Origin of the sequence: Parafrankia sp. EUN1f, from assembly GCF_000177675.1 — a bacterium.
Classification (GTDB): domain Bacteria; phylum Actinomycetota; class Actinomycetes; order Frankiales; family Frankiaceae; genus Parafrankia.
Window position 1 is genome coordinate 1 of sequence record NZ_ADGX01000057.1, and the last position, 26437, is coordinate 26437.

Here is a 26437-nt window from a genome sequence, read left to right on the forward strand (position 1 = left end):
CAGCCAGAACCGGCCGTCACGGTGGCGCAGTGTCGGCGCGAAGATGCCCGCGTTCGCGCCGGCCAGACCGGCTGACACGTTCAGCTGGGTGCGGCGGGTGAGCACATTGCCGATCTGGTCCCAGTCGGTCAGGTTCGTGCTGTGGAAGATCGGCACGCCCGGGAAGTACTCGAAGCTGGACGTGGCGAGGTAGTAGTCGTCGCCGACCCGGCAGATCGTCGGGTCCGGGTGGAATCCGGGCAGGATCGGATTCACGTTCACGGTGCTGAGCTTCCCTTCGCGGAGGTCAGTGCGGAGGTCAGCCAGGCCGTCATCCGGTCCAGGCTGCGTTCGGCGGCCGCTGTGAACGGCTCGTTCAGATGCCCGTGGAGGGAACCCGGCTCGAACTCGACGCGGACCGGGACGCTGGCCGTGGCGAGCTGCGCGGCATAGGCCTCTCCCGAGGCGCGCAGGAAGTCCGTGTCGGAGTTGAGCACGTACACCGGCGGCTGACCCGCCACGTCGCCGTTGGCGGGGAACGCGTACGGGTCGGCCAGCGCGGCCTCGTCACCGGTGAAGTTCCGGTTGATCTCGGGGGCCATGTCGGGGGTGAGGAAAAGTCCGGTCGCCGAGTCCGTCCTGGCCCGAAGATCCGCGCTCGCGGGCGGCAGCTGCGCGTGCAGGACGCCGTACACGATCACCAGAGATGCGGGCAGCGGTCCGGCGCCGTCCCGCAGCCGTTTGGTCACGCCGGCGGCCAGGTTTCCGCCCGCGCTGGCCCCGCCGAGGTGCAGCCCGGACGGTTCGACCCGCAGTTCCCCGGCGCGCTCGACCGCCCACTGCCAGGCGGCGAGGACGTCGTCGGACGGTGCGGGGAAATGCGTGCCCCGCAGGCACTTGCGGTACTCGACCGACAGCACCGGAACACCCCGCGAGGCCAGGGTCAGGCCGACCCAGTTCGCCTCGGGCATGTCGAGGTCGCCACCGACGAAGGCGCCGCCATGCACCCAGACCAGCGCCGCGCCCGTCGCGTGGCCCGGCTCGCGGTAGAGGCGGGCAGCCATCCCGCCGGCGCCGCCGATGGTCACGTCCTGTACCTCGACCCGGGCCAGCTCGGGGTAGTGGGCGGTGAGGGCCGCGGTGTCCGGGCCGGCCGGCATCCGCTCGGCGACCAACTCCGGACTTGTGGTCTCCAGGAACCGGACCCAGCCGGCGAAGGGCGTGAGGCCTCCCTCGCCGGCGGCCTCGGTGGTCATGATGCCTCCAGGAGCTGTGGCGCCTCCGGCGTTGCGGTGCGCGCGGGAATGGTGATCGTGGCGCCGGCCCGGATGTCGTCGCTGCTGAGGCCGGCGAGCAGAGTCACCTCGCCGGCCTCGACACCCCGCGTGCCGTCGACCTGTGTGTAGAAGAGCCGCTCCACGGGAGCTTCGAGCGAGACGGTCGTGCGCTGCCCCGCCGCCAGCGTCAGCCGGGTGAAACCGATCAGCCGCCGGACGGGGCGGACCACGGTCGCGGCCTCGTCGCGGGCGTAGAGCTGGATGACGGTCGTGCCGTCGACGTCGCTGGTGTTGGTCACGACGAGCCGGGTCCGCAGGAGCCCGTCGACCTCCTCGACGGCCGGCCCGGCGGAGTCGTCGAGGGCGACGTCGAAGGTGCTGTAGGACAGGCCGTGGCCGAAGGGGTAGAGCGGGCTGTTGTCGGCCAGGTCGTTGTAGCCGTGCCGGGAGCCCGTCGGGTGGTCGTAGCCACTGCCGTAGTGGTGCCCGTGGTAGATGGGCACCTGGCCGAGGTGGCGGGGGAAGGTGCTGGGCAGCTTGCCGCTGGGGTTGACCGTGCCGAAGAGCGTGTCGGCGATCGCGGGGCCCGCCTCCTCGCCGAGCAGCGGCGCGAGCAGGACCGCGTTCGACGCCTCGGCGACCGGGCCGAGCAGCAGCGGCCGCCCGGAGACCACCACGGTCACCAGCGGCTTCCCCGTGGCGGCGAGCAGCGCGACGAGCGCCTCCTGGTCACCCGGCAGGGTGGGGGAGGCGGTCGACTGGCCCTCGCCGGCGGTGTTGTTGCCGACCCAGCCTGTCCGCTCGCCGACCACGGCGATGACGATGTCAGCGTCGGCCACCGCCTGCTCGACGGCGGCGCTGTCCAGCGGGTGTCCAGCGTCGGCCTCGAACCGCCCGAGTGGGACGTACGTGACGGACGGGTCGGCCTGCCGCAGCGCGTCGAGCACGGTGGGCGCGTCGGGGTGCAACCTGCGGGCCTCGGCCTCGAACCTCCCGTCCATCCCCGGCATCCGGGGCTGGAAGATGTCGGTGAAGACGAAGGTCGCCGGGTCGACGCCGGGGACCTGCCCGGTCATCACCGCGACCATGCCCAGCGGCACCTCGGCGTTCGAGGCCGAGGTGTAGGCGCCGAAGTGGATGCGCAGCTCGTCGGCCGCGGGGCCGACCACGACGACGCGGCCGGCCCGGGGTGTGAGCGGGAGGGTGCCGTCGTTGCCGAGCAGGACGATGCCCTGCTCGGCGATGGCGCGGCGCACCCTGCCCGGCTCGCCCGGCTCGCCCGGCTCGCCCGACCCGGCGGGGTCGGCCGGGTCGGCCGGGTCCGGCGTCCCGGCGGCAGGAGCGGGAGCGGACCGGCGTGCCGACAGGCCGGGGACGAGACCGGCGCTGGCCTTGGCGGCGAGGACGCGGGTGGTCGCGATGTCGATGATCTTCTCGTCGAGCCGGCCGCCGCGGACCTCCTCGACCAGGAAGGAGTAGTTCGTGTCGCCGGGGAGCTCGACGTCGAGACCGGCGGTCACCGACTGCACGGCGGCGTGCCCCGGCGTGACCGCGGTGTGGAAGAAGCGGGTCTGCAGCGTCACGGAGTCGTAGTCGCTGACGACCAGGCCGGTGAAGCCGAGCTGGTCACGCAGCAGCTCGGTGAGCAGCCAGCGGTCCGCGGCGCACGGGACGCCGTCGATCTCGTTGTAGGAGTTCATGACGGTCGCGAGGCCCGCCTCGGCGATGGCGCGGCGGAACGGCTCGGCGTACTCGTCGACGAGGGCCCGCCGCCCGAGCTGGGTGACGGCCTGGTTGAGGCCTCCCTCGGAGGCGCCGTACCCGACGAAGTGCTTGGCGCAGGCGAGTACTCCCGACTCGCCCTCGGCGCCCTGGATGCCGCGCACGAAGGCGACGGAGAACTGCGCGGCGAGCTCGGGGTCCTCCCCGTAGGTCTCGTGCACCCGGCCCCACCGCGGGTCGCGGGCGAGGTCCATGACCGGGGACAGCGCGTGCTGGATCCCGGCGGCGCGCATCCGGGCGGAGGTCACGGCCGCCGCCCGCGTCACGAGCCCGGGATTCCAGGTGGCGGCCTGCGCCCAGGAGGTCGGGAACTGCGGGCCTGAGCTGTGCAGCAGGCCGCTGATCGCCTCGAAGTGGATGAGCGCCCCGATCCCGAACGGCGTCACCTCGCGCACCGCCGCCTGGACCCGCGCGAGGTCGGAGCGCAGGCTCTCGGCGTCGTGGCCGAGGAACCACGCCAGCGACAGGTGCCCCACACCGTGGGGCCGCAGCGCCGGCAGCCGGTCGACGTCGATGGCGGGGCCGGCGTTCTCCGCGCCCGCGCCGCCGCCCGCGCCGCCGCCGGCACCGGGGCCGGGGCTGGTTGGACGCACGACGAGGTCGGTGACGGCGAATCCGGTGAGCTGCGCGACCTTCTGCTCCAGCGTGAGCTGGGAGACCAGGTCCGGGACCTTGCCGGGGGTCAATGTGGTGGCGGTCAAGACTTTTCCTCTTCGTGTCGCGGCCCGCCCGGCAGGCGCGGGGCGCCGGCGTGCACTGAGTCTTTTACGTCGTCGGCTCGGACCTGCGGAAACCTTCTCGGACAGCCGTGAGGTGGAAAAGGCTCACTGGTGGTTCCGAACGCCGCCCGGCCGTTGTCGCCGGCCGGGCGGCATGCGCACGGAGGCTGATCAGCCAGCGGTGAGGAATCCCTTCCTCGCCGGATCCCACGGCAGGATCCGCGGCGGGACATTGCCGGCCGGCGACTGGCGGCTGTATGTCGCGGCGTCGACGAGGACCGGTATGCGGAAGGTGCCCAGGGAGAACTCGGCATCCTGGAAGGACTTGTATGTCAGGTCCTTGCCCGCCTTCTCGGCGATGGCCTGGAAAAGGGTCAGGTAGCGGCAGGCGACCGATTCGGAGGTGCCCCATGACGGCTGCCCGGAAGGCGTGTCAGCCGGCTCGATGATCTTTCCTCTGGTCTGGGGAAGAGCGGCCTCGACCGTGGGAATGCACGTGTTGATCTTCGGGTCTGTGTAGTTCGCCGCCTGCCCCAGGGCGAGCGAGTTGTCGAGCACGCCGAGATTGTTGTCTCCGGCGGTCACCACGTAGGAGCTCGCGGTGGAGGAGTTCGCGAACAACAGGCGGGGACGGTAGTCGGTCTTCTGGAGCTCGGCGGGGAAGGCGGCCTGGGAGCCGCCGACGAGAAGAACGGTGTCCACGCCCGCGGACTGGAACTTCTGGATGAAGACGTTGAACTGCGACGAGACGGCGGCCGGGTCCGTGGTGTCGGCGTCGAGCACACCGGTCTCGGCGACCGGGATGTTCTTGGCGCGCAGGGTGGACAGGACGACCTTGTCCAGGACGGCCTGATCGTCACGGTAGGCGACGACCGCGAGCTTCTTGCCCTTCAGTACGCCCTTGTCGATGTACAACTGGAGGCCCTCGGCGAGCTCGTCGCCGCCGCGGAGGTCGGAGACCCACGGTGCCTGGGCCTTGGCGTAGCGCTCGGCGGTGAGATCGCCGCCGACGACGAGTGTCTTGTGGGTCTGCGCGTAGCAGTTCACGTCTTCGGCGTTGAGGCTGCCGATGACGGCGAAGACCTTCTCGTCCTCGGTCAGCTTGACGCAGGTCTCCGAGGCGCCGGCGGGCGACAGCACATCGACCGCTCCGTACACCGGCTCGAGCTTGCGGCCAGCGACGCCGCCATCCTTGTTGATCTTGTCGATCAGTGCCTGGAAGACGGCCTTGTAGTCGCCGTGGTCGACATCGACAAACTGCTTGACCTTCTCCAGGTCGGGATAGACGACGCCGATCTTTATGCTGTCGGCGGTGACCCCGGGTGCCGTCGCCGATGCCGGCGGAGGTGGATATGCCTCGGGGGTGGCCCCGCCTGCGGGCGGAGTGTCGCCGTCGTCCTTCGACTCGACACTGCACGCGGCGAACGTCAGCGCGGCGGTGGCCGCGAGGAATAAGGACCCGAATCTGCGAGCATGGCGACGCGAATTCATCTGAGAGAACTCCAGGAAGGTGATGGACGGTGGAAAGCAGAAATCTGGGTGGATGTCGCGGGTGTTCTGCTCACGGGGAAGTCGTCATGCCGATGACCTCGTGGTCGTTCGCCGCCGGTTTCGGCGCGCTGCCGCTTCGGCTGATGGCGCGTTCGTCGGTGCCGAGATAGCTGGCGATGACCCTGGGGTCGTTGCGGACGACGTCGGGGGCGCCTTCGGCGATGACCCGTCCGGTCTCGAGGCAGTAGACGCGGTCGCTGATGCCCATGATCAGTGGCATGTCGTGCTCGATGACGAGCATGGCCGCGTCCAGCTCGCGGCGGATCTCCTGGATGAGGGGCCCGAACGCCTCCGTCTCCCGCTGGGCGACTCCCGCGGTGGGCTCGTCGAGGCAGAGCAGGCGGGCGTCGAGGGCGAGCAGGCCGGCGAGCTCGACGATGCGGCGGGTGCCGGTGGACAGGTCGGCGATGAACGCGTCGGCGTAGCGGCCGAGGCCGAGGAAGCCGATCAGGTCGTCGGCCGCGGCACGTTGGGCGCGTTCGCGGCGGAAGGTGTGGGGCAGGTGCAGCGCGGTGCTCAGCAGCCTTGTGTGACCGCGTGCCTCCAGGGCGATCTGGACGGTCTGGCGGACGGTGAGCTCGGGAAACAGGGTGGCGGTCTGGAAGGTGCGGCCGAGCCCGGCGCGGGCGCGGGCGGCCGGGCTGGCGCCGGTGATGTCCTGGCCGGCGAGTTCGACGGTGCCGTCGGCGGCGACGAAGCCGCCGAGGGCGTGCATCAGGGTGGACTTGCCGGCGCCGTTGGTGCCGATCAGCCCGACGATCTCGCCTGGTCGGACCTGGAGGGACACCCCGTCGACGGCGGTGAGACCACCGAACCGGACGCGCAGGTCGGTCGCGGTGAGAACAGCCTGCTCGGCGGGGAGCGGCTCTCGGGTGATGGTCCGGCTCAGCGCCTTTGCGGCGACGACCCGCGGCGTGCTCGCGGGCGCGGGGCCCAGGCGCCGCTCGGCGGCGCGCAGGAGCGCGTCACGGGCGCTGTAGCCGAGCTGGACGAGGCCGCCGGGGAAGTAGAGCAGGAGGATGAGCAGGCCGAGGCTGGAGGTCAGCAGCGGGACGAGATCGTTGTCGGGGAAGATCGCGGGCAGGCCGATGACCCACATCGCGCCGAGGACGGGGCCGTAGACGGAGCCGAGGCCGCCGATGACCACGATCGACACGAGCGCGAGCGAGTCGGCGGACAGGAAGTACCGGTCGGCGTAGGGGACGTTCTGGACGGCTCCGGCGAGCAGGCTGCCCCCGAGGCCGGCGATGCCGCCGGCGAGCGCGAACGCGCGCAGCTTCACCCGGGTCGTGCCGACGGTGTACGCGGCGGCGGTCGCCGGGTTGTCCCGGACCCCGATGGTGGTCCGGCCGATGCCGGAGCGGCGCAGCCGGGCGACGACGGCCAGCACGACGGCGAGGACCACCAGAACGAGGTAGTAGTAGCTGCGCTGGCTGGTGATGTCGATGCCGAAGGCGGTGGTGCGGGGGAACGAGGCGCTGTGGGCCCCTTCGTCCTGGAACAGCTCGCGGCGGTAGAGGTACTGCTCGGCGGCGATGCCGAAGGCGAAGGTGCTGACCGCCAGCAGCAGCCCGCGCACGCGTAGCGCCCCGGTGCCGACCAGCGCGGCGATGGCGGCCGTGACGAGGCTCGCGATCAGAACGGCCAGCGGGAACGGCAGCGCGTTCAGGCTGATGGTGCTGCCCCCGAGCGAGATCCGCAGGCCGCGGTTCAGCGCAGCGGCGGTGAGGGCCCCGAGGCCCGCGAAGGCCATCTGCCCGAGGGAGAGCTGCCCGGCCCAGCCGGTGAGGATGGTGACCGAGGCGGCGCAGATCGCGTAGCAGAGAATGACCGTGTAGAGCAGCTGCCGGGATGACTGGTGGACCAGCAGCGGCAGGACGATGGCGAGTACTCCGAGCAGCAGGAGCGGGGCGCGCTCCAGGTGGCGCACCCACCAGACGTCACGCAACCGTTCAGGGACCGGCGCGGTCCTGGGTGCGAACGAGAACGCCGAGGTCCCGGTATCCCGGACGCGGCTGACGACGAGGACCGCGGCCAGGACCAGCAGGAGGATGACCAGGTCGGTCAGACCCGGCTGGTCGAGCCAGTTGAACTGGACGAACGACTGCAGCAGCCCGAGCGCCACACCGGCGAGCATCGCGACCCACAGCGACACCATCCGGGCGATCACCGCCGCGGCCAGCGCCCGGACCAGGGTGGTGGGGCCGAGCGTCGCGATCTGGTCCAGCGACTTGTTCTGCGCCGAGATCAGGATGAGGCTGAGCGTGCCGATCAGCCCCGCGAGGGCCCACATGGCGGTGGAGACGGCCTTCGGGCTGATGCCCTGCAGCCGGGCGAGCTCGGGGTTGCTGGCCGAGGCCCGGACGGTGCGGCCGAGCACGGTACGGCTGAGGAAGAGACCGAGCAGGAGGGCGACGACAGGCACCGTGACCAGGACGCTCAGCTGCGCCCCGGTGATCCGCAGGTCACTCGTCGGCGACCAGGCGCCGCCCCAGGGCACCGGGTAGTACTCCGACGGGTAGTCGTCGAGGTCGGGCAGCCCGGTGACGACGGTGAGCGCGAGCTGGGCGACCCCGATGGTGGCGACCAGCAGGATGACCCGCGGCGCCCGGAACAGCCGCCGGATCACCGTGAGGTCGACGAGCGCGCCGAAGGCCGCGCCGATGAGCAGCGACAGCGGCAGCGCCACCCAGTAGGGGACGTTCCACCGGACGACGAACAGCGCGAACAACGCCGAACCGATGAGGCCCATGTTCGCGACAGCGAAGTTGATGACCCGGGTGGAGCGGTGGACGAGGACGATGCTGATCGCGAGCAGGCCGATGACCAGCCCGCTGACGGCGCCGTCGAAGAGAAGCTGTGCGGTGGGCATCTGCATGGTGGTCAGCCGCCTTCCCGGCCGAGGAACACGGCGCGGGCCAGGTCGTCGCGTTCGGCGAGCTCGCGGGTGGGGCCGGTGAAGCGGACCTGCCCCTTCTCCAGGAACACGGCCCGGTCGGCGATGGCGAGGGCGATGTTCAGCGACTGCTCGACGACGACGATCGTCAGCCCGTCGGCCTTGAGCCGTTCGAGGATGGCGAGCAGGTCCTGCACCACCGCCGGCGCGAGCCCGAGGGAGAGCTCGTCGATCAGCAGTACCTCGGGGTCGTGCAGGAGGACCATCGCCAGCGCCAGCATCTGCTGCTGGCCGCCGGACAGCGACCCCGCCAGCTGCGACTGGCGGCCGGCGAGGTCGGGGAAGAGTTCGAGGACGTAGGCGAACCGGCGGTCGCGGCCGGCGCGGTCGCGGCGCATCCGGAACGCCGCCATCTCCAGGTTCTCCCGGATGGTCATGTCGGCGAACACGCCCTTGCCGCCCGGCAGCAGGTGCACGCCGTACTTCCCGCGCTGCTCCGGCGAGACGTAGGTGATCGTCCGGCCGCCGAGACGCACGACTCCGCGTGACGGGGTGCCGAGCCCGCAGACGACCTTCAGGATCGTCGACTTGCCGGCGCCGTTCGTCCCGAGCAGCGCCAGCGTCTCGCCGCGGCTGACCTCGAAGGCGACGTCGAACAGGACCTGCACGTTGCCGTAGGAGAAGTCGATGTTGTTGACATGCAGCACCGGGATGTTCTCGGGATCGGCCTTCTGCCGGTCGCGCTCGGCGAGCTCCTCGCGCAGGTCCGCGACCACCATCGACAGGTCGCTCTTCACGAACGACGCGCCGCGGATCATCATCAGGCCGCCGACGAGGGTCGCCGGGATCCCGATCACCAGGACGGCGACCCGTGGGTCGTAGGCGTTGCTGATCAGCCCGGAGAGGATCGCGCCACCGGTGGCGCCGACGAAGAACATGTAGACGGCTGCCAGCGCCATGCCGAGCCCGCGCAGCCGGTAGGGCGTCACCGACTGCACCACCGGGCCGACCATCGCGAACGCGACCGAGGCGAAGACCGCGCCGGGGATGCTGAGCACCATGAACGCGATCCAGTTCGGCATGAGCCACTGGATCGGCAGCAGCACCGCGCCCGGCAGCACGCACAGGCCGAGCAGCTTCACCGCGCGCTGCGGGTCGCGGTGGTAGAGCCGGTCGTAGCGGGGCGCGACGATCGGCAGCGCGACGACCAGCGCGGCACCGCCGAGCGAGCCCATCAGTCCGCGCTGGAACGTCGACATGCCGTAGTGGTCGTCAGCCCGCAGGTTCGCCAGGACACTCGTGGTGAACAGGCTGAACCCCAGCGCGGAGAAGGCGATGACCGCCGTCCTGACCGTGCGGATGCGCATCAGCCGGGCGAACGCGGCCTCGATCGAGATCGGCATCGGCTCGGCGTCCTCCACCACCTCGCCGAGGACCGACTTCATCTCCTGCTGGCCCCGTGCCGGCTCCGGCAGCCGGAACGCGATGATCGCGACGACCAGGGCCGGCAGCCCGAGGATCAGGAACGGCCAGCGCCAGCCCTCGTCCCCGCCGGCCAGGGTGGCGATGCCGGCGACGATCAGCGGGCTCAGCGCGCCGGCGACGCGCGCCGCGCCGTAGACGGAGGCGGAGAGCCGGCCCCGTACCCCGATCGGGTAGGCGTCGGCGATCAGCGAGCCGTGCACCGTGTTGTTGCTCGACTTCGCGATGCCGACGCCGAACCGGGCCAGGAAGAACAGGAACGCGTTTGCCGCCAGGCCGGAGGCGAGCACCATCGCCGAGAAGGCGACACCCGCCCAGCCGATCACGCGGCTGCGCCGCAGGTGGTCCGCCAGATAGCCCATCGGCAGAGCGCCCAGCACCAGGAAGGCGCCGGCCGCCGCCGAGATGAACACGATCGCGCCGTCGGAGAGCCCGAAGGAGTCCCGGATGTCCGGCGCCAGCACCGACAGCGCCGCCGACTCCAGTTCGTCCAGCGCGTTCAGCAGTACCAGGATCAGGAACGTCAGCGACCCGCCCGCGGCCAGCCCCTCGCGCAGTGACAGCGCCTCGCCACCGACACCTGGCAGGAGTTCGTCCGCGAACAGAACGTCCCGGCTGTCCTGGGCCTGCCGTGCCCGCCGATCCGCCTCCGCGTCGATGAGCCCGGCGGCTAACCCGGCTACCGAGGTCGTGGTCTCCGGAGCGGAGGCCACGACCTCCGGAGTATCCGGATTAGCGACCTCCGGAGTGTCCGGATTAGCGACCTCCGGAGTATCCGGATTAGCGACCTCCGGAGTGTCCGGAGTAGTGGAGACGTCAGGGGTGCTCATGGGCGTGCCAGGTCTGCGGGTCCTACCCGGAACCCGAACATGTCGGACACCGTTGGCCTGCTTTCGGAGGGTTGTCCGCGACGCCGGCGAGGCGTCGCCGATGGTGACAGCGGACAGGTAGGTGCGGCGGCCCTCGAGAACCACCGGTTCGCCGACGACCTCGAAGACCCCCCGCAGGCGGATGTCGTCGGATGAGCCACCCACGAGAACCTGGATGTGCCCGGGCTCCAGGAGGAAGCGCCCGTCGAGGCCGACGTAGCCGAGCTGGCTCATGGCCACGGTGAACTCGACAGTCGACGACGCCCCGGGTGCGAGGCCGATCCGGGTGAACCCGACCAGCTCCTGGGCGGGCCGGGTGACACCGGTGGCCTGGTCGGCCAGGTAAAGCTGGACGACTTCGTCGCCGGCGCGTTCGCCGGAGTTCCGCACCGTCAGCCGGACGGACACCGCCGCGTCGACGTCGACCTGGGACGGGCTGATCGCGAGATCGGTGTAGTCGAACGTGGTGTAGCTCAGACCGTGACCGAACGGGAACAGCGGGGTCGACGGCATGTCCAGGTAGCCCTGATGCATGTCGTGTCCGGTCCGCCGGAAGCCGGAGCCGGTGGGCTGGCCGACGTGGATCGGAACCTGCCCGGAGTGGCGGGGAAGCGAGATCGGGAGCCTGCCGCCGGGGTTCGCGGTACCGAAGAGAACCTCGGCGATGGCCGCGGCCGCATGCTGCCCGCCGTAGTAGCCGTACAGCAGCGCCGGCAGGGCATCGGCGATCGCGTTCAGTGCCAGCGGCCGGCCCGTCTGGACGACGCCCACGCACGGGGTGCCGGTTGCCGCCACCGCCTGGACGAGCGCGACCTGGTTCGCCGGAAGATCGATGTTGGCGGTGTCGCTGCCCTCGCCTTCGGTGATGTTGGCTGTGAACCAGCCGCCCCGGCCGCCCAGGGCGAGGATCACCACGTCGGCGTCCTGCGCCGCCGCCACCGCCGCGGGGATGTCGGCGGGTTCCCCGTCGAGCACACCGCACCCGGCGGCCACCGCCACCTGGGCGTCGGGGACGGCCGCGCGGACCGCTTCGGCGATGGACTGCGCGCCGTACATCTCGCGCAGGTAGTCGTCGATCGTCTTTCCCAGCGGGCCGGAAAGTTCCTCGATCATCAGCCGGACGGCATCCTCCGAGACCGCTCCGGCCATCTGCTCGGTTCCGGGAATGGTGGCCCGTTCTCCCCGGAACCGGGCGGCGAACATCTGCAACGCGCCCGGGTAGGTGTAGGCGGGGAAGGCGACCGCGACGCTGTCGGCGTGCGGGCCGATGACCGCGATGCGCCGCAGGCCGCGGGACAGCGGCAGCAGCCCGTCGTTCTTGAGCAGAGTGACGGACTGCTCGGCGAGACGACGCGAGAGCTCGACGCCGTCCCGGGCCGTCGCGTTGATGACCACCGGGTCCTCGGGGACGTAGGGCTGGTCGAACAGGCCCAGGGCGAACTTGTCCCGCAGTACCCGCCAGCAGGCCTGATCCAGCTGCCCGATGGGAACGTCGCCGTCGCGGACCGCCCGGGCGAGCACGGGGCCGTAGCCTTCGGCGATCGGCAGCTCGACGTCGATGCCGGCCGCCAGTGCCAGCGTGCCGGCCTCCGCGGCGTCGCGGGCGACACGGAGCCGCCGGTGCAGGTGGCCGATGGTGTCGTAGTCGGAGACGACGGTGCCGGCGAAGCCGAGACGGCCGCGCAGCAGCCTGGTGAGGACCTCGTGGCTCGCACCGGCCGGGACGCCGTCGACGGTGCTGTAGGAGTTCATCACCGCCGCGAGCCCGGCGAGCTTGATGGCGGCCTCGAACGGGCGGGCGTACACCTCGTAGAGCTCGCGCGCCCCGACGGTGGTCGCGGCCATGTTCTGGCCGGCCTCGGTGGCGCCGTAGCCGAGGAAGTGCTTGCCGGTCGCGATGGCGCCCTCGCGCAGGTCGCCGCCCTGCAGGCCGCGGGTGAACGCGACACTCATCGCCGAGACCAGATACGGGTCCTCGCCGTAGGTCTCGTGCACCCGCCCCCAGCGCGCGTCCCGTGCCACGTCCATCACCGGGGAGAGCACGAACGGGTGGCCGATCGCCCGGACCTGCCGGCGCAGGACGTCGGCCATCTCCTCGACCCCGTCCGGGTTCCAGGTCGCGGCCAGCCCGATCGCGGTCGGGAACGTGGAGAAGCCGGGCGACACCACCCCGTTCAACGCCTCGACGTGGAAGATCGCGGGAATGCCGAGCCGGGTGCGGGTGACCAGGAACCGCTGGATCTCGTTGACCGCCCTCGCCACCTGGTCGGGCGTCTTGTGACCCAGCATGCCCAGCGCGGCGACGTGCCCGATTCCCAGCCCGAGCTGACGATCCGCCTCGTCAGGCAGCAGACCGCCGACACCGAGCAGACCGACGGGCATGATCCCGGTGACCTGCTGTGCCTTCTCCTCGACGGTCAGCTTCCGCAGGAGTTCGGTCGCGCGCGTCTCCGGACTCGAGGTGGTGTTCAGCGGCATGGATGGCTCCCTGCCGCGCTGTGATCGGGGCGACCCGAGGGTGTGCCGGTCATCGGGAGTTCCTCGCTCTGGCCCGCCGGTGCCGCCTCAACGTGGACGTCCACGGGTGGGCAGCCGTCGGCGGTGACGGTCACTGTGATCACGCCCGCTGCGCTGGGACGAATGACGGCGAGCACCCGCCCGTCGAAAGTCGTCCGCACTGTGTCGAAGAAGTTCTCCTCCGACCGCGGGTCCGCGCTGCCGAATCCCTGCAGCATTCCCGGCCCGGCCAGCTCGATGGCGACCTGACGATCGGCGGTGTTGTACAGATTGCCGTCGGCGTCGACCAGCGTGACGGACACGAAGGCCAGATCACGGTCGTCGGCCGTGATCCGGCTCCGGTCGGCCTTGACGTCGAGCCGGACGTCGCCGGCGGCGGAGCGCAGGCAGGTTCGGCCGGTCTCGATGCCGTCGGTGTAGGCGACGGCGGTGAGCTCGCCAGGCTTGTAGACGGTGTCGAAGGAGGCGGTGAACCGGTTCTTCTCCCCGGCCGGAGCCCTGCCGACCGAACGCCCGTTGACGAGAAGCTCGATCTCATCCGCGGCGGAATAGACGTCGATACGGACCGGCTTTTGTTCGTGACCGTTCCAGCTCCAGCTGGAGACCGAGTCGCTCCACGACCACCAGGTCGCCAGCCGGACCGGCTCGCCGTGCCGCTCGGGGCGATGGACGGCGATGTAGGGCTCGGTTCGCAGCCCGAAGACGATCTCCCGATAGTACGAGGCCGGGCGTCGATGGCCGGTGATGTCGATGTCACCGCACCAGGCCGTGAGCCACGGAAAAGGACCCTGGTGACCCGGTGCGCCACCGGCCGGCGGCGTGGGATCGCTCTGGTACTCGACCCTGCCGATCCCGGGCTCGCCCAGATAGTCCCAGCCGGTCCAGGTGAAGTCCCCGATGACGTGGCTGTTGTCCCGCACCATCCGCCAGTTGCGGTCGATGTCCGAGGGGTACGTCTCGGTCCCGACGATCACCCGGTTGGGGAACAGCGTCCGGTCGAGCTCGTACCGGGATTCGAGGTAGTTGTAGCCGGCGACATCCAGGTAGGCCATGGACTCCGCGGTCCGGTTCGTCACGAGCTCCGAGGTCATCAACGTCGGCATGAACTCGCGAAAGCGGGTCATGAGGTCGTTGACGTCGCCCGACCCGCCGCCGTCCGGGGTGCTGGCCGAGCCGGCGTCTTTCGTGCCGCCCTCGGCGGATTCGGTCCTCCCTGCGGCCATGGCCGAGAAAAGCTCCGGTCCCGCGGCGAGCAGGCCGTTCACGGCGTTCGTGACAAGCCGGGTGCCGTCGAGTTCACGAACCTTCTCGGCGAGCCGGCGGCCGAGCACCGCCCCGGCGGCGGTGCCCACCTCCGGAATCTCGTTTCCTATGGAGTAGAGGACCACGCTGGGATGGTTGCGATCCTTGATGACCATCGAACGCAGGTCCGACTCCCACGAGCCGGCGAAATCACCGGCATAGTCCTGAGCGGACTTCGAACGGGTCCAGACATCACTCAGCTCGTCCATCACGAGCATGCCGAGTTCGTCGCAGGCCTCGAGCAGCGCCCTGCTGATCGGGTTGTGCGCGCTGCGGATCGCGTTGAACCCGGCCTGTCTGAGGATTTCCACCCGGCGCCACTCGGCCCGGTCGATGGTGGCCGCCCCGAGCACCCCGCTGTCGTGGTGCACACAGGCGCCGCGCAGCTCCACGGTCTCACCGTTGATCCGGAGGCCGCGCCGCGGGTCGACGGTCAGCGAACGGATGCCGAAGCGCGTCGTCCGACCGTCGAGCCGCTCGCCGTCGGCGGTGACGGAGGTCCGGCAGGTGTAGAGGTCGGGGTGCTCGACACCCCACAGGCGGGGCTCGGCGACGAGCAGTCGCTGACGCAGGACGGCTGCGTCACCGGGGAACACGGTGACCGGTGTGACGTCCCTGGCGACGATCGCGCCGCCGGCGTCCACGATCTCGTTGGAGACCTCAACGGTCCGTGTCACCGGCGACTCGTTCTGGATCTCGGTCGCCACGGCGACGACCGCCTGATCGCTCTCGATGACGGGGGTCGTGATCCGTACACCGTCCAGTGTCAGGTGAACCAGCCCGGAAACGATGATGCTTGTACCGCGGTAGATACCGCCGCCGGTGTACCACCGGCTGTCGTCCTGGCTTTGGGCCTCCACCCGAACCTCGTTGTCCGTGCCGTAGCGCAGCAGGTGGTCGGCGCGAATCCAGAATGTCGAGTAGCCGCTGGCGCACTGCCCGGCCAGATCGCCGTTTATATAGACACGGCCATGGCGGTAGACGCCTTCGAACTCGAAGGTGACCCGGCGCTCCCGGTACTCCTCCGGAACGAAGAAGGCCTTCTTGTACTCATAGCCGTCCGCCGGGAAGTAGCCCCGGTGACCTGCTTCCGGATCGGTGCCACTCCGCTTGCGGCGGATCATCGCGTCGTGCGGCAACCGCACCGGTTCCCAACCCTCGTTCGCCCTGCCGAGCAGGGCCTGGAAGGCGTCGGGTTTCCGGCGGTACGACCAGCCGTCGTTGAACGATGTACGGATCAATCCAGCTCTCCTGGTCAGGTACCAAGCAGGCCGTCGCCAGCGACGGCAGCCGACGGCAGGACGGACCCCGCGGCAGGCCCGCGCGCCTGGAACCGGGGGTGGGCTCGGCGGCGCGACCTCTTCCGTGGCCGACGCCACTAGCGGGGGCTAGTGGCGTGCGACGTAAGCTAGCATCAGCAACTAGCGCGCACAAGTCCGATCTGCCTCGGGCTGAGAGGGAGAGGGCGAGACGGTGGCCGTGTCGGAGCCGACCGCCAGCCGGCGGGTGACCGCCCTGGATGTCGCCCGCGAAGCGGGAGTGTCCCGGGCGACCGTTGGATTCGTCCTGAACAACACCCCGGGCCAGACCATCCCCAAGAGCACCCGCGAACGGGTACTGGGAGCGGCGGAACGCCTCGGCTACCGGCCCAACAGCGCCGCACGCACGCTCGCCAGCGGCCGCAGCCGCATCATCCTGCTCGTGCTGCCGGACTGGCCGATGGAGTTCCGGCTGCGCAACTACCTGGACGAAGCCTCCGACGCGCTCGACAAGGCCGGGTACTCACTGGTGACGTACACCCGCCACTCCGACCAGACGGCCCGGCCGCTGTGGGAGGCACTCAGCCCCGACCTGGTGGTCGGTGCCGCCCCGTTCAGCCCCTCCGACGTCGCGTCCATGGTCGCCTGCGGTGTCCGGAGGATCTATCCGCGTCCCGATCGGGCGGAGCCCGTCGACGCGTCCCTGGCGATCAGCGCGGGGCCGGAGCAACAGGTCGACCACCTCCATGAACGCGGCCACCGAAACCTGGTCTATGCCGCCTTCGCGCAGGCACACAAATCCTCGATGATCACCGCCCGATACCAGGCCGCGGTCGACAGGGCTCGTACCCTCGGCATGGCGGAACCCGGCCTGGAATGGATCGACTACCGTGACGGCTCCAGCGAAGTGGTCCGCCGATGGCTCGACGCCGGCATCACCGGCGTTGTCGCCTTCAATGACGACGTCGCCGCCGCGGTGGCCAGCGCGGCGGTTCGCACGGGCCTGCGGATGCCCGCTGATCTCGCGGTGATCGGTCACGATGATGCTCCGATCGCGACGATGTTCGTACCCGGGCTGTCCACCATTCGGATCGACACGGTCGCCCTCGGGCGCAGGTTCGCCGACTTCGTCCTCCACAAGGTCGAACAGCGACCTGCACCCGTCTCGCACACCGTGCCAGGGCCTGTTCTCGTCCAACGCGAATCCACCTGAACTGGACCTTTACGTCGCGGAAGGCTCAGGACGGCGACAGTGGGACCGCATCGCCAACGGTGTTTCCGCGGGTCTGATCAGCCGGCCGGTGCGGGGTGCGCTACCCAGCCGACAACGCCCGACGATGCGGTGGTGGTCGTACCTCTGCCTGTAGGCCGAACAGCAGGCTGGCGGTTGCCGGTACCCGGGGCGGTCAGGGCGCCGGTGGTAAGCCGGCCGCTGCCGGAGCCGGCAGGTACTCCGGTTGGAGTACGGCAGCCTGGAAAGGTACTGCGTCATACGTAGCCGGTAGTGCCTGCGGATGGACGATGACGGAGCGGCCCGGTCGGGACAGTATTGCGCGGGGTGCATAGACGCCCGGGCACGGCCGTCGACCAGATCAGGATGGGCGGCCGGCCCCGGCTCGGATGAAGGTAGCGGTGGAGACTGCGCGCGGCGTGTTCGTCCCGGGTGAACCCCTGCTTCCGCACGAGCCGACCGTCATCGGCCCGTATGTGCTGATGAGCCGGTTGGGCGTGGGTGGGATGGGTGCCGTCTACTACGCGCGCGACCAGCGGGGGAGGCCGGTCGCGGTCAAGATGATCAGGTCGGATCGGGCGAGGGACCAGGAGTTCCGCAGGCGATTCCGGTGGGAGGTCGAGGCGGCTCGCAGCGTCGCCTCGTTCTGCACCGCCGAGGTTCTCGACGCCGACCCGGAGGCGTTCGCGCCGTACCTGGTGACGGAGTTCATCGACGGCGCCCGGCTGGACAACGCTGTCGCCGACATGGGGCCGCTCGACTCGTCGACTCTTACCGGGCTGGCAGTCGGCGTCGCGACGGCGTTGACCGCGATTCATCATGCCGGGCTGGTCCACCGGGATCTCAAACCCAGCAATGTGATCCTCTCGCTGTCCGGCCCGCGGGTCATTGACTTCGGTATCGCCCGTGCTCTGGACAGCGCCGGTGAGCCGACGGCCTGGGGGTTCGGCTCGGCGGGCTGGATGGCACCCGAGCAGATCAACGGTCAGCCGATCGGGGCGGCGGCTGACGTGTTTGCCTGGGGAATTCTTGTCGCCTACGCGGGCACCGGGCGGCACCCTTTCGGGGACGGTCCGGATGTCGAGCTTTCCCGCCGGATCACCGCCGCCGAACCGGACCTGACCGGCCTGCCCGGGCAGGTGAAGGATCTCGTCCGCGATGCGTTGACGAAAGACGCGGCCGGCCGGCCTGATGCCCGGGACCTGCTCCTGCGTCTGGTCGAGCGCCGGCCGGGGGACCACTCCACCGATCCGGCTGTCCGCCTGCTCGGGCTCACCGCGGAGCTCGCGCATTCGCCGGACCGGTCCGCGGACCGGTCCGCGCATGTGCGGCGGCGGCTTCGGGGACGTGGCCGCGTTCTGCTGACCGTAAGTCTGGTGCTGGTCATGGTGGCCCTCACCGCGATCAGGCTGGCGGCGAACCGTGATGACGGGACGTCGGCTGAGCCGGCCACTCCCGCGGCCACGCCGGTGGAATCCCCGGAGGAATCCCCGGCATCCCCGGCCGGGTCGGTGGCGTCCCCAGCCGTACCGGCGGACTCCTCGGCCATGCCGCTTTCCGACCCGCGTACCGCACCGGGCCCCGGCGCCTTCCGGGACGGCCCGTTGTCGTTTGCCGTGGACGGCGTCGAATGCGGGGTCGAGCAGCTCGGCCTCGGGTTCCTGGCCCGCCACCCGGATGGCCAGTTCTGCCTGGTCGCCATAACGATCCGTAACACCGGTACGTCGCCCCGTGCCCTGGACAATTCCTACCAGTACGTGTACGACAGCACCGGGGCGCGTCGCACCGCCGACTACCTGTCGCGCTATTACCTGCCCGGCGAGACGATCTGGAACACCGCCGAGCCGGGTGCGTCCATTCACGGCAGGATGGTGTTCGATATACCGCGTGACGCCACGCTGCGGCGGCTGGAACTCCATGACAGCCCGACCAGTGGCGGCGGTTCCATTCCGTTGTAGTCGGGGCTGTCGCCCGTCCTGAACAACGGTATTACGGCGCTGTCGGCGTGCCCCTGGTGCCAGCGGTTTCACCATTCGAGAAGACAGGAGCCGTCCATGACCCTTATCGCGGCCCCGTCCCGGACGGCATCCGGAGAATCCGGATTCGGCGCGCGACATGCATTGATCCTGCTGGTGCTGATGTGGGCATCCCGGCTCCTGGGGCTGGGCGGCCTGCTGTCCGGCAACATTCGGGCCGAGATCGCCATAAATTTTCACACCGGGAGAATGCGGAACACCCGGACGGCTCGTCGGGTCTGACCCACGGGCCGCTGGTCGCGCTGGTATCGCGTCGCACGAGGGAGGGTTTCGGCGGGGCCCGTGAGGCGGGGGTCAGGGGGTGGGGCAGGCCTTCCAGCCCGCCGACGGCGGCGAGGTGCGCTCCGTCCCGTGATCCATTGGTAAGGAGCAATGCACCAAGAGTATGGTCTCTTGTATGGCGACGAAGAAGGTCACTGTGACGATTCCCGCGGATCTCCTGGACGAGATCCGCGCGGAGGCGGCGGAGCGGGGCCTGTCGGCGTACGTCGCCGACGCGCTGCGCTTCAAGCGCGACCGGGACCGGCTCCTCGAACTGGTCGACTGGCTGCAGGCAGAACACGGCCCCGTCACCGAGGATGAGCGTGCGGCAGCGCTCGACGAGTTTGAGGAACTCGACGCCGAACATGAGCGGCGCCGCACCGCCAGGCAGCGCGACGCCGGAGAGGCGGCGTGAGGCAACAGACCGGCGAGCGCGGGCGACGACCTCTCCGTGTCCTCGTTCTGGACTGTGAAGCACTGTCCCTCGCGGTGCGCGGCGATCGGAAGATGATCGCTCGGCTCGACGCCGCGGCGCGAGGGGAGGCCGAGGTGGTGACCTCTCCGATGACGCTCGTCGAGGCGCACGATGGCCGAACGACCGAACAGCGCTGGGACTGGGTGCTGTCCCGGCTCCAGGTCGTCGACATCGGGAAGGACGAGGCCCGCCAGGCACGCCGACTCCTGGCCGACGCCAGGTTGCACGGTCACAGGTACGCAATCGATGCCGTGCTCGCCGTCGTCGCGCGACAGCAGAAGGGGCAGGTCACCGTCTTCACGTCGGACATCGACGACCTGGCGAAACTGGTCCCTGACACGATCGTCGTCAGGCAGGTCTGACGTCGATCAACTTAGCGAACGAACGTTCGTACTTCAAGGGTGAACACCCGGTCGCTATGCTGTGGTGATGGCAGGCCGCCGATCCGTCGCCGCCGCGCTCGACACCCGCGCGGCGATCGTGCGATGCGCCGCCGACATCGCCTCGGTCGAGGGCATGGAGGGCGTCACGATCGGCCGGCTCGCCGCCGAGCTGGAGATGAGCAAGTCCGGCGTGATCGGCCACTTCGGGACGAAGGAGCAGCTTCAGCTCGCCACCCTCGAGTACGCGGTCGACCTCTTCAGAACACGTGTGTGGGATCCGGTCAGCCACCGACCGCCAGGCCTCGACCGCCTGCTCGCGATCTGCGAGTCCTGGACACGTCACGAGGACAAGCCGGGTTTCCCCGGCGGCTGCTTCATCGCGGCCGTGACGTTCGAATGGGACGGCCGTACCGGCCCGGTGCACGACGCGCTCGTCGTGACCACGGAGCGCTGGCGCGGCGTCCTGCGCCGGGAGATCGAGACCGCGGTGGCCGCGGGTGAGCTCGCCGCCGACACCGACCCGGGGCAGGTCGTCTTCGCCCTGGAAGCGCTGGCCGTCGGTGTCAACCCGGCACGCCAGCTCCACGGCGACGACCTGGCCCCCGCCTGGGCGCTGCGCGCCATGCACGCGGTGCTCGGAGTCCCCGCGCCGTCGAGCACCTGACACTGACCCGTCCGGCCGCCGTGCCGGTGCCGAGGTCTGCACGCTGCCCCCTCCGCTGGGGCCGGGCCTGATGGCCAAGTACGAGCACGAGCTGTCCGCCTTCGATGACCTGGGTCTCTCGGACGTCGACCGGGACGACTGCCTGACCTATCTGCTGTCCTTCGTCCAGGCCAATGCCCGCGCGGCCCGTGAGTCGGCCAGCGTGGCGGCCGGCCCCGACGGCGACGACACGCGGTGGTGGGCGCGGGTCGGCCCCCTGCTCGCCCGCGTGCTGGACGAACAGCGCTACCCGCGTGCGAGAGCCGCGTCGGCACGGCCGCCGGCCAGGCACACGGCAGCGCCCACGACCCTGACCACGCCTACCGCTTCGGCCTCGCCCGCCTTCTCGACGGCCTGGCACCTCTCATCGACGGGAGGTGACGGGCGTCCTGATCTGCTTGCGCGGCTCGGTGCCGGGGACACCGGTGGTGTTGTTGCGGACAACGGGCGTCCACTGTGCTGCCAAGAGGGCGTCGGACCGTCGGTCGAGGCGAGGTGACGTACGCGGTCGGTGGGCGTCGGGCGATGGCGGATGGGGGTCGGTGGGCGACGGCACAGTCCAGGACACGCGCGGATGTACCGCGGTCCCTGAGCGCCCGTGGCGCCGGGGGCGCTGGTCGGCCTGTCTCGTCCCGGGCTGCGGGGCGCGGGCGTGGCACGCTCCCGGAGTCGCTGTTCGCGGCATGCGGCGCGGCGGGCCAGGTGCTGGCGGCCAAGGACTGGTCCGCCACGACACTGGATCCGCCTCAGTTCTGGAGCCCGAGCCTGCGGACGGTGGTGTGCCTCTGTCTGGAGTCCCGGTTCCCGATGTTGGTGATGTGGGGATCGGAGCTCGCCTGTATTTACAACGACCCGTGTATACCTACGCTCGGTGACAAGCATCCGGCTGCTATGGGCATGTCCCTCCGGCGGGTCTGGCCGGAGGTCTGGGACGAGTTGCGCCCTTTGTCAGCCCAGGTGATGTCCGGGGGCGGGGCGACGTGGTCGTCGAACAAGCGCCTGTTGATTCACCGGCACGGCTACCTGGAGGAGACGTACTTCACCTTCTCGTTCAGTCCCATAAGGGACATCTCTGATGGTGGGCGAATAGCGGGAGTACTGTCGACGCATCAGGAGACGACCCGGGAAGTGATCCGTTCCAGGCGTCTCGCCTGTCAGCGGGAGCTGACCGCCGCCCTGACGCGGTTGCGGACGCAGCGGTCAGTATGCACTCGCACCCCCTCCGTGCTGGAAAAATATCCGGCGGATGTTCCATACAGCCTCGTGGCGCTCTGGGACGGGTTCCCGTCCTTGTCCGCGCCGTTGGCGGTCGCGGCATCAGGGCTGGGAGGGCGACGGGCGACCCGGCGCGCGCTCGCGGTGCTCGGCCGCAGTGGCGTTCTGCCGGAGGTGGTCAATGCGACGTCGCTGGCAGGCGTACGGGTTGTCTCGCGGCTTCCGGGGTGGGAATCCGTCCAGCTGGCCGACGGTTCTCCCGCGCCGGAAATCGCGATGATGGTGGCGTTGAGAAACCGCACGAGTGCCGCGCCCGTGGGCCTCCTCGTCATCGGGGCCAGCGATTTGCTTGCCTTGGATCAGGACTATCAGGATTTCGTCGAGACGATCGCCGGCCAGATCTCGCTTGCTCTGATGCTGGCGCGTTCGCGTGAGGCTGAGCGCACCCGGGCGGCCTCGGCGCGGCGCAGCTCGCTGCACGACGCTCTCACCGGGCTGCCGAACCGGACCTCGTTCCTGCGGAGTCTCGGCAGGGCACTTCTCCAGTCCCAGCGGAGAGGCGGTCGTGCGGCTGTCCTTTTCGTCGATCTCGACGGCTTCAAGGCAGTGAACGACACGCTGGGTCATCGCGCGGGTGACGATCTTCTCCGTGAGATCGCGGGCCGGTTGCGGCGAGCCGTCCGACCCGCCGATGTCGTCGCACGGTTCGCTGGTGACGAGTTCGCGGTGCTCTGCGAGGAGATCGCGACGGTTGGTGACGTCGAGGCGATTGCCCGCGACGTTGTCGATGCGCTTGCGCTGGCCAGGCGCGGCGACAGGCCGACGGTCGCCGCCAGCGTCGGCGTCGCGCTGTCCGGCCCGGGGCTCCTTGACCCCGAGGAACTGCTCAACGCGGCTGACATTGCGATGTATGCCGCCAAGCGGCAGGGCCGGGGGCGCTACCTCCTGTACGAGGAGGGCATGAGGAGTTGAGCTTCGCCGCCTATGTCCCCAGCGGGCGGCGGGCCAGCAGCTGTGCCTGGCGGCCCCGTTCCCCGTCTGTCGGTGTTCGTACCAGCTGCGCGACCTCGACCAGCCCGGCCTGCGTCGCCAGCTCCGTGAGCTGGCCGGGTGGCCAGCGGTAGGCGCCGGTCACCCGGTGGTCGTAGGTGTGCACCTCGGCGTCGGGCTCGTCGGTGGCCAGGAAGCCGAGCAGCAGATGGCCGCCGGGCGCCAGCAGGCGGTGCACCTCCGCGAGGGCGTCGAGAAGGTCGGCGGGCGGGGTGTGGATGAGCGAGTAACGGCAGAGGGCACCGCTGAGCGTGCGGTCCGGCAGGTTCAGCGCGGTCATCGTGCCCACCTCGAACCGCAACCCCGGATGAGAGTTCCGAGCCAGGGCGACCATCTCCGGTGACAGGTCCACGCCGAACACGTCCAGCCTCAGCCCGTGCAGGTAGGCCGTCACGTGGCCCGGCCCGCAGCCGAGGTCCGCGACGGGGCCGGGCAGCGGGCGCACGATATCGGCGAACGCGGACAGCAGCGCACGCTCCAGCGGCTGGCGGTCGAGCACGTCGGCGAAAAGCTCCGAATACACCTCGGCCACACCGTCATACGCCGCCGCGACGGTCGCCAGATAGCCCGGGGCGGATTCAGCCATGGCTGAATTATCCGCCACGAGGCCACCCGCGGGTGCGGCGGTTGCTGCCGGCAAGGTCGGATGTCCGTGCCCCGCCGCACGGCGACCTGCCGGGGATCCCGCTCCGCCGCGCAGCGCCAGCAACTCACATCAATAGCCGCAAATGGGGCGAAAAGTCGCCTGACAGTCCGCAAGAAGTGAGGATTTCGGTCGTGCTAGCAGCCGAAATCCTCAATCTTTGCTCGGAAGCGGCGGCGGCCGCCGCGCCCGCCGTGACTATTCGCGGGCGAGCATGGCCTCGGCCTCGCGTTCGAGGTCGACGTACGGCTCACCGCTGACATCGACCGCCACCCGGTGCAGGGTTCCGCCGGTGAAGGCGAAGGGGGCCTGCCCGCGGTAGTCGGAGGCGACGGCGTCGGCGCCGTCCCGGCCGACGTTGAGGCCCTCGCCGGCGAGGGTGAACCTGCCGGGCTGGGTCCTGATGCGCCCTTCGCCGACCTTCCGGTCACCGTGGTAGAGGCTGAGAATGCCGGTGGCGACGCCGGGGGACGCCTCCCCGTCCTTGTCGAACGAGGCCGCAAGAATGATCTTCTCGCCGGTCGGCAGGGCCTCGGTGGCGACGATCCGCTGCTCCTCACTGCCGAGGAAGTTGTACACGTACGTCAGCCGGCCGTCCTTCGCATAGAGCGCGTGACCGCCGAAACGCCCGCCGTGGGCGAACAGCACACCGGAGGCCTCCGCGCCGCCGGGCAGGTCGACGAGCGCGCCGATGGCGTACGAGCGGTTGCGGATGTTGACCGCCACGGACTCGGGGACCTCGGCGCCGCCGGGCCGGTAGACGTACCGGTTACGGGCCGGGGTGAGCTCGGGGCGCGAGGTGGACAGGATCTCCAGCGGGGAGCGGTCGTCGAGGGGAAACGCCTGGTTGACGCCGGCCTCGTAGAACCACCGGCCGATCAGCTCGGCCAGCCGCCAGGGTTCCTGCTCGGCGAGGTCGGTGATCTCGGAGCGGTCGACCTCGGCGTGGTAGAGCTCCCAGGTGTCGCGCGGGAAGTCGCCCCAGCCGCTGAGCGCGGGGTGGGTGGTGACGGCCTTCCAGCCCTGGTGCCAGATGCCGCGGGTGCCGAGCATGGCGTAGAACTGCGTGCGTCTGGCGGACGGCAGGGCGGCCGCGTCGAAGCTGTAACGCATGCTCACGCCCTGCAGCGGGATCTGCGTGGCGCCCCTGACCGTCCCAGGCAGCTCGAGGCCTAGGCAGTCGAGGAGGGTGGGGACGATGTCGATCGCGTGGTGGTACTGGTCGCGGACCTCGCCGCGGGCCGTGATGCCGGCCGGCCAGGCGATGATGCACGGGTCGCAGGTGCCGCCGTTGAAGGAGTACCGCTTCCACATCTTGAACGGCGTGTTGAAGGCCATGGCCCAGCCGTTGGGGTAGTGGCCGTACGTCTCGACACTGCCGAGCTTGTCGAGCATGGCGAGGTTCTCGGTGACGTCGTCGGCGACGTTGTTGAAGACCTTGTTCTCGTTGACCGAGCCGTTGGGGCCGCCCTCACCGCTGGCACCGTTGTCGGAGACCACAACGAAGATCGTGTTGTCGAGCTGCTCGATCTCCTCCAGGTAGGCGAGCAGCCGGCCGATCTGGTGGTCGCAGTGCGACAGGAACCCGGCGTAGACCTCGGCCATCCGGGCGAACAGCCTGCGCTCGTTCTCGTCCAACTCGGCCCAGGGGCGGGTGTAGTCCAACGGGGGGAAGGGCTCCCCGTTGGGGCCCGTGCGCGTCTCGGGGGTGCCGATCGGGTTCAACGGCGGCAGTTCGGTGTTCTGCGGGACGAGGCCGATCTTCTTCTGGCGGGCGAGGATCTCCTCGCGCATCGCCTCGTACCCGGCGTCGAACCGGCCCCGGTACCGCTCGATCCACTCGGGGGGCGCCTGGTGCGGGGCATGGGCGCAGCCAGGTGCGTAGTAGAGGAAGACGGGCTGGTCGGGTGCGATCGCCTTGACGTCGTCGATGTACTGGATGGCCTTGTCGGTGATGTCGACGCTGAGGTGGTAGCCGTCCTCGGGCCGGGCCGGCTGCTCGACGGGGTGCTGGTCCTCGACGAGGTCGGGATACCACTGGTTGGTCTCCGCGCCGAGGAATCCGTAGAACCGCTCGAAGCCGCGGCCGGTCGGCCAGTTGCGTCTCGTGGAGGCGAGGTTCATCTCGTCCTCCGGGGTCAGGTGCCATTTGCCGACCAGCGCGGTGCGGTAGCCCTGGTCGACGAGGAGCTCCGCGAGGGTGGCGCACTCGGGCGGGATGTGGCCGTTGCCGTTGGGGAAGCCGATCGAGGCCTCGCTGATGCAGGCCATGCCGTTGGTGGTGTGGTTGCGTCCGGTCAGCAGCGCCGAGCGGGTCGGTGAACACAGTGCCGTGGTATGCCACTGGGCGTAGCGCAGGCCGTTCGCGGCGATGCGGTCGATGTTCGGTGTCTCGATCGGGCCGCCGTAGCAGCTCATAGCCCCGAAGCCGACGTCGTCGAGGACGATGTACACGATGTTCGGCGAGCCGGCGGCCGCCTTCGGCTGCTCGTACGGGCCCCAGTCGGGCACCGAGTCGCGGACGTCCAGATTGACGACACCGCGGAACGTGTCTGGCATGGCCCAACTCCTCACGCGCGCGGCGGTACCCAGCCCCCGTGGCGGTACCCAGCCCTCGTGCACGGCGCCGGCGAGCGGCGGCTGCCAGCAGTCTCGGGCCTGCGTGGGCCGGCCGCCTCCCGGCGCGGGCGAGCGCGAGCAATGCCCGATACGCGGCCAGAGCCGAGGACCCGCTCGGCGCGGGCGCGTCGCAGCCGCGGTCGCGCGGTGTACGTCTGAGCACGGGGTGCCGCGCGGGCGAAGAACTC

General features: G+C 70.2%; 16 protein-coding genes and 2 pseudogenes. 8 read left to right on the forward strand and 10 right to left on the reverse strand.

Going from position 1 to position 26437, the window contains the following annotated elements; genetic code table 11:
- From FREUN1FDRAFT_RS18260 to FREUN1FDRAFT_RS18295, 8 genes and pseudogenes are all read right to left on the reverse strand, one after another.
- The coding region (locus tag FREUN1FDRAFT_RS18260) for a family 43 glycosylhydrolase (protein WP_006541604.1) at positions 1-261 on the reverse strand (261 nt) is incomplete at its 3' end.
- Positions 258-1235, reverse strand: coding sequence for an alpha/beta hydrolase (locus FREUN1FDRAFT_RS18265; protein WP_006541605.1), 978 nt, complete (start codon positions 1233-1235; stop codon positions 258-260). The genes FREUN1FDRAFT_RS18265 and FREUN1FDRAFT_RS18260, both read right to left, overlap by 4 nt.
- Entirely contained in the window at positions 1232-3739 is a 2508-nt protein-coding gene (locus FREUN1FDRAFT_RS18270) for a glycoside hydrolase family 3 N-terminal domain-containing protein (RefSeq protein WP_006541606.1), read from the reverse strand. Before FREUN1FDRAFT_RS18270 ends, FREUN1FDRAFT_RS18265 begins: the two co-directional genes overlap by 4 nt.
- A 189-nt stretch (positions 3740-3928) precedes the next feature.
- The gene (locus FREUN1FDRAFT_RS18275; RefSeq protein ID WP_006541607.1) at positions 3929-5248 is read right to left on the reverse strand and encodes an ABC transporter substrate-binding protein; all 1320 of its coding nucleotides are present in this window, start codon (positions 5246-5248) and stop codon (positions 3929-3931) included.
- A gap of 70 nt (positions 5249-5318) precedes the next feature.
- Complete coding sequence (locus FREUN1FDRAFT_RS18280) at positions 5319-8186, reverse strand: branched-chain amino acid ABC transporter permease/ATP-binding protein (RefSeq protein WP_006541608.1); 2868 nt, start codon at positions 8184-8186, stop codon at positions 5319-5321.
- A 5-nt stretch (positions 8187-8191) separates the two neighbouring features.
- A complete protein-coding gene (locus FREUN1FDRAFT_RS18285) occupies positions 8192-10399 on the reverse strand; it encodes an ATP-binding protein (protein WP_035952190.1) in 2208 nt (735 codons plus the stop codon).
- Between the two features lie 318 nt (positions 10400-10717).
- Positions 10718-13033 (reverse strand): annotated as a pseudogene (locus tag FREUN1FDRAFT_RS18290) (glycoside hydrolase family 3 N-terminal domain-containing protein); the annotation flags it as partial.
- Positions 13024-15615: a glycoside hydrolase family 2 TIM barrel-domain containing protein gene (locus FREUN1FDRAFT_RS18295; protein WP_006541610.1), complete on the reverse strand. Its 2592-nt coding sequence runs from the start codon at positions 15613-15615 to the stop codon at positions 13024-13026. The pseudogene FREUN1FDRAFT_RS18290 and the gene FREUN1FDRAFT_RS18295, both read right to left, overlap by 10 nt.
- A 232-nt stretch (positions 15616-15847) precedes the next feature.
- On the opposite strand from FREUN1FDRAFT_RS18295, the gene FREUN1FDRAFT_RS18300 reads away from it, so the two are divergent.
- The 8 genes and pseudogenes from FREUN1FDRAFT_RS18300 (at position 15848) to FREUN1FDRAFT_RS18330 (ending at position 22909) form a co-directional block, all read left to right on the forward strand.
- Positions 15848-16846: a LacI family DNA-binding transcriptional regulator gene (locus FREUN1FDRAFT_RS18300; protein ID WP_006541611.1), complete on the forward strand. Its 999-nt coding sequence runs from the start codon at positions 15848-15850 to the stop codon at positions 16844-16846.
- 419 nt (positions 16847-17265) lie between these two features.
- Positions 17266-18822: a protein kinase gene (locus tag FREUN1FDRAFT_RS18305; RefSeq protein ID WP_232295262.1), complete on the forward strand. Its 1557-nt coding sequence runs from the start codon at positions 17266-17268 to the stop codon at positions 18820-18822.
- 96 nt (positions 18823-18918) lie between these two features.
- Positions 18919-19122, forward strand: coding sequence for a hypothetical protein (locus FREUN1FDRAFT_RS43970; protein WP_006541613.1), 204 nt, complete (start codon positions 18919-18921; stop codon positions 19120-19122).
- 175 nt (positions 19123-19297) lie between these two features.
- Positions 19298-19576 carry a CopG family transcriptional regulator gene (locus tag FREUN1FDRAFT_RS18310; RefSeq protein ID WP_035952178.1) on the forward strand — a complete coding sequence of 93 codons (279 nt, stop codon included), beginning with the start codon at positions 19298-19300 and terminating at the stop codon, positions 19574-19576.
- Positions 19573-19998 (forward strand): PIN domain-containing protein, encoded by a 426-nt coding sequence (locus FREUN1FDRAFT_RS18315; RefSeq protein ID WP_006541615.1) that lies wholly within the window; start codon positions 19573-19575, stop codon positions 19996-19998. The genes FREUN1FDRAFT_RS18310 and FREUN1FDRAFT_RS18315 overlap by 4 nt, the downstream gene beginning before the upstream one ends.
- A gap of 67 nt (positions 19999-20065) precedes the next feature.
- Positions 20066-20683 (forward strand): TetR/AcrR family transcriptional regulator, encoded by a 618-nt coding sequence (locus tag FREUN1FDRAFT_RS18320; RefSeq protein WP_006541616.1) that lies wholly within the window; start codon positions 20066-20068, stop codon positions 20681-20683.
- A 28-nt stretch (positions 20684-20711) separates the two neighbouring features.
- A pseudogene (locus FREUN1FDRAFT_RS18325) lies at positions 20712-21103 on the forward strand (TetR/AcrR family transcriptional regulator C-terminal domain-containing protein); the annotation flags it as partial.
- A 321-nt stretch (positions 21104-21424) separates the two neighbouring features.
- Positions 21425-22909, forward strand: coding sequence for a GGDEF domain-containing protein (locus FREUN1FDRAFT_RS18330; protein WP_006541618.1), 1485 nt, complete (start codon positions 21425-21427; stop codon positions 22907-22909).
- A 10-nt stretch (positions 22910-22919) separates the two neighbouring features.
- Here FREUN1FDRAFT_RS18330 and FREUN1FDRAFT_RS18335 read toward each other — a convergent pair whose 3' ends face one another.
- Both FREUN1FDRAFT_RS18335 and FREUN1FDRAFT_RS18340 read right to left on the reverse strand, forming a co-directional pair.
- A complete protein-coding gene (locus FREUN1FDRAFT_RS18335) occupies positions 22920-23573 on the reverse strand; it encodes a class I SAM-dependent methyltransferase (protein ID WP_006541619.1) in 654 nt (217 codons plus the stop codon).
- A gap of 255 nt (positions 23574-23828) precedes the next feature.
- A complete protein-coding gene (locus FREUN1FDRAFT_RS18340; protein WP_006541620.1) occupies positions 23829-26189 on the reverse strand; it encodes an arylsulfatase in 2361 nt (786 codons plus the stop codon).
- Between the last annotated feature and the right edge of the window lie 248 nt (positions 26190-26437).

Coding starts and splice junctions, on each gene's coding strand:
- FREUN1FDRAFT_RS18265 (WP_006541605.1), bottom strand. CDS start 1,235: ATGACCACCGAGGCCGCCGGCGAGGGAGGCCTCACGCCCTTCGCCGGC.
- FREUN1FDRAFT_RS18275 (WP_006541607.1), bottom strand. CDS start 5,248: ATGAATTCGCGTCGCCATGCTCGCAGATTCGGGTCCTTATTCCTCGCG.
- FREUN1FDRAFT_RS18280 (WP_006541608.1), bottom strand. CDS start 8,186: ATGCAGATGCCCACCGCACAGCTTCTCTTCGACGGCGCCGTCAGCGGG.
- FREUN1FDRAFT_RS43970 (WP_006541613.1), top strand. CDS start 18,919: ATGACCCTTATCGCGGCCCCGTCCCGGACGGCATCCGGAGAATCCGGA.
- FREUN1FDRAFT_RS18310 (WP_035952178.1), top strand. CDS start 19,298: ATGGCGACGAAGAAGGTCACTGTGACGATTCCCGCGGATCTCCTGGAC.
- FREUN1FDRAFT_RS18320 (WP_006541616.1), top strand. CDS start 20,066: ATGGCAGGCCGCCGATCCGTCGCCGCCGCGCTCGACACCCGCGCGGCG.
- FREUN1FDRAFT_RS18335 (WP_006541619.1), bottom strand. CDS start 23,573: ATGGCTGAATCCGCCCCGGGCTATCTGGCGACCGTCGCGGCGGCGTAT.
- FREUN1FDRAFT_RS18340 (WP_006541620.1), bottom strand. CDS start 26,189: ATGCCAGACACGTTCCGCGGTGTCGTCAATCTGGACGTCCGCGACTCG.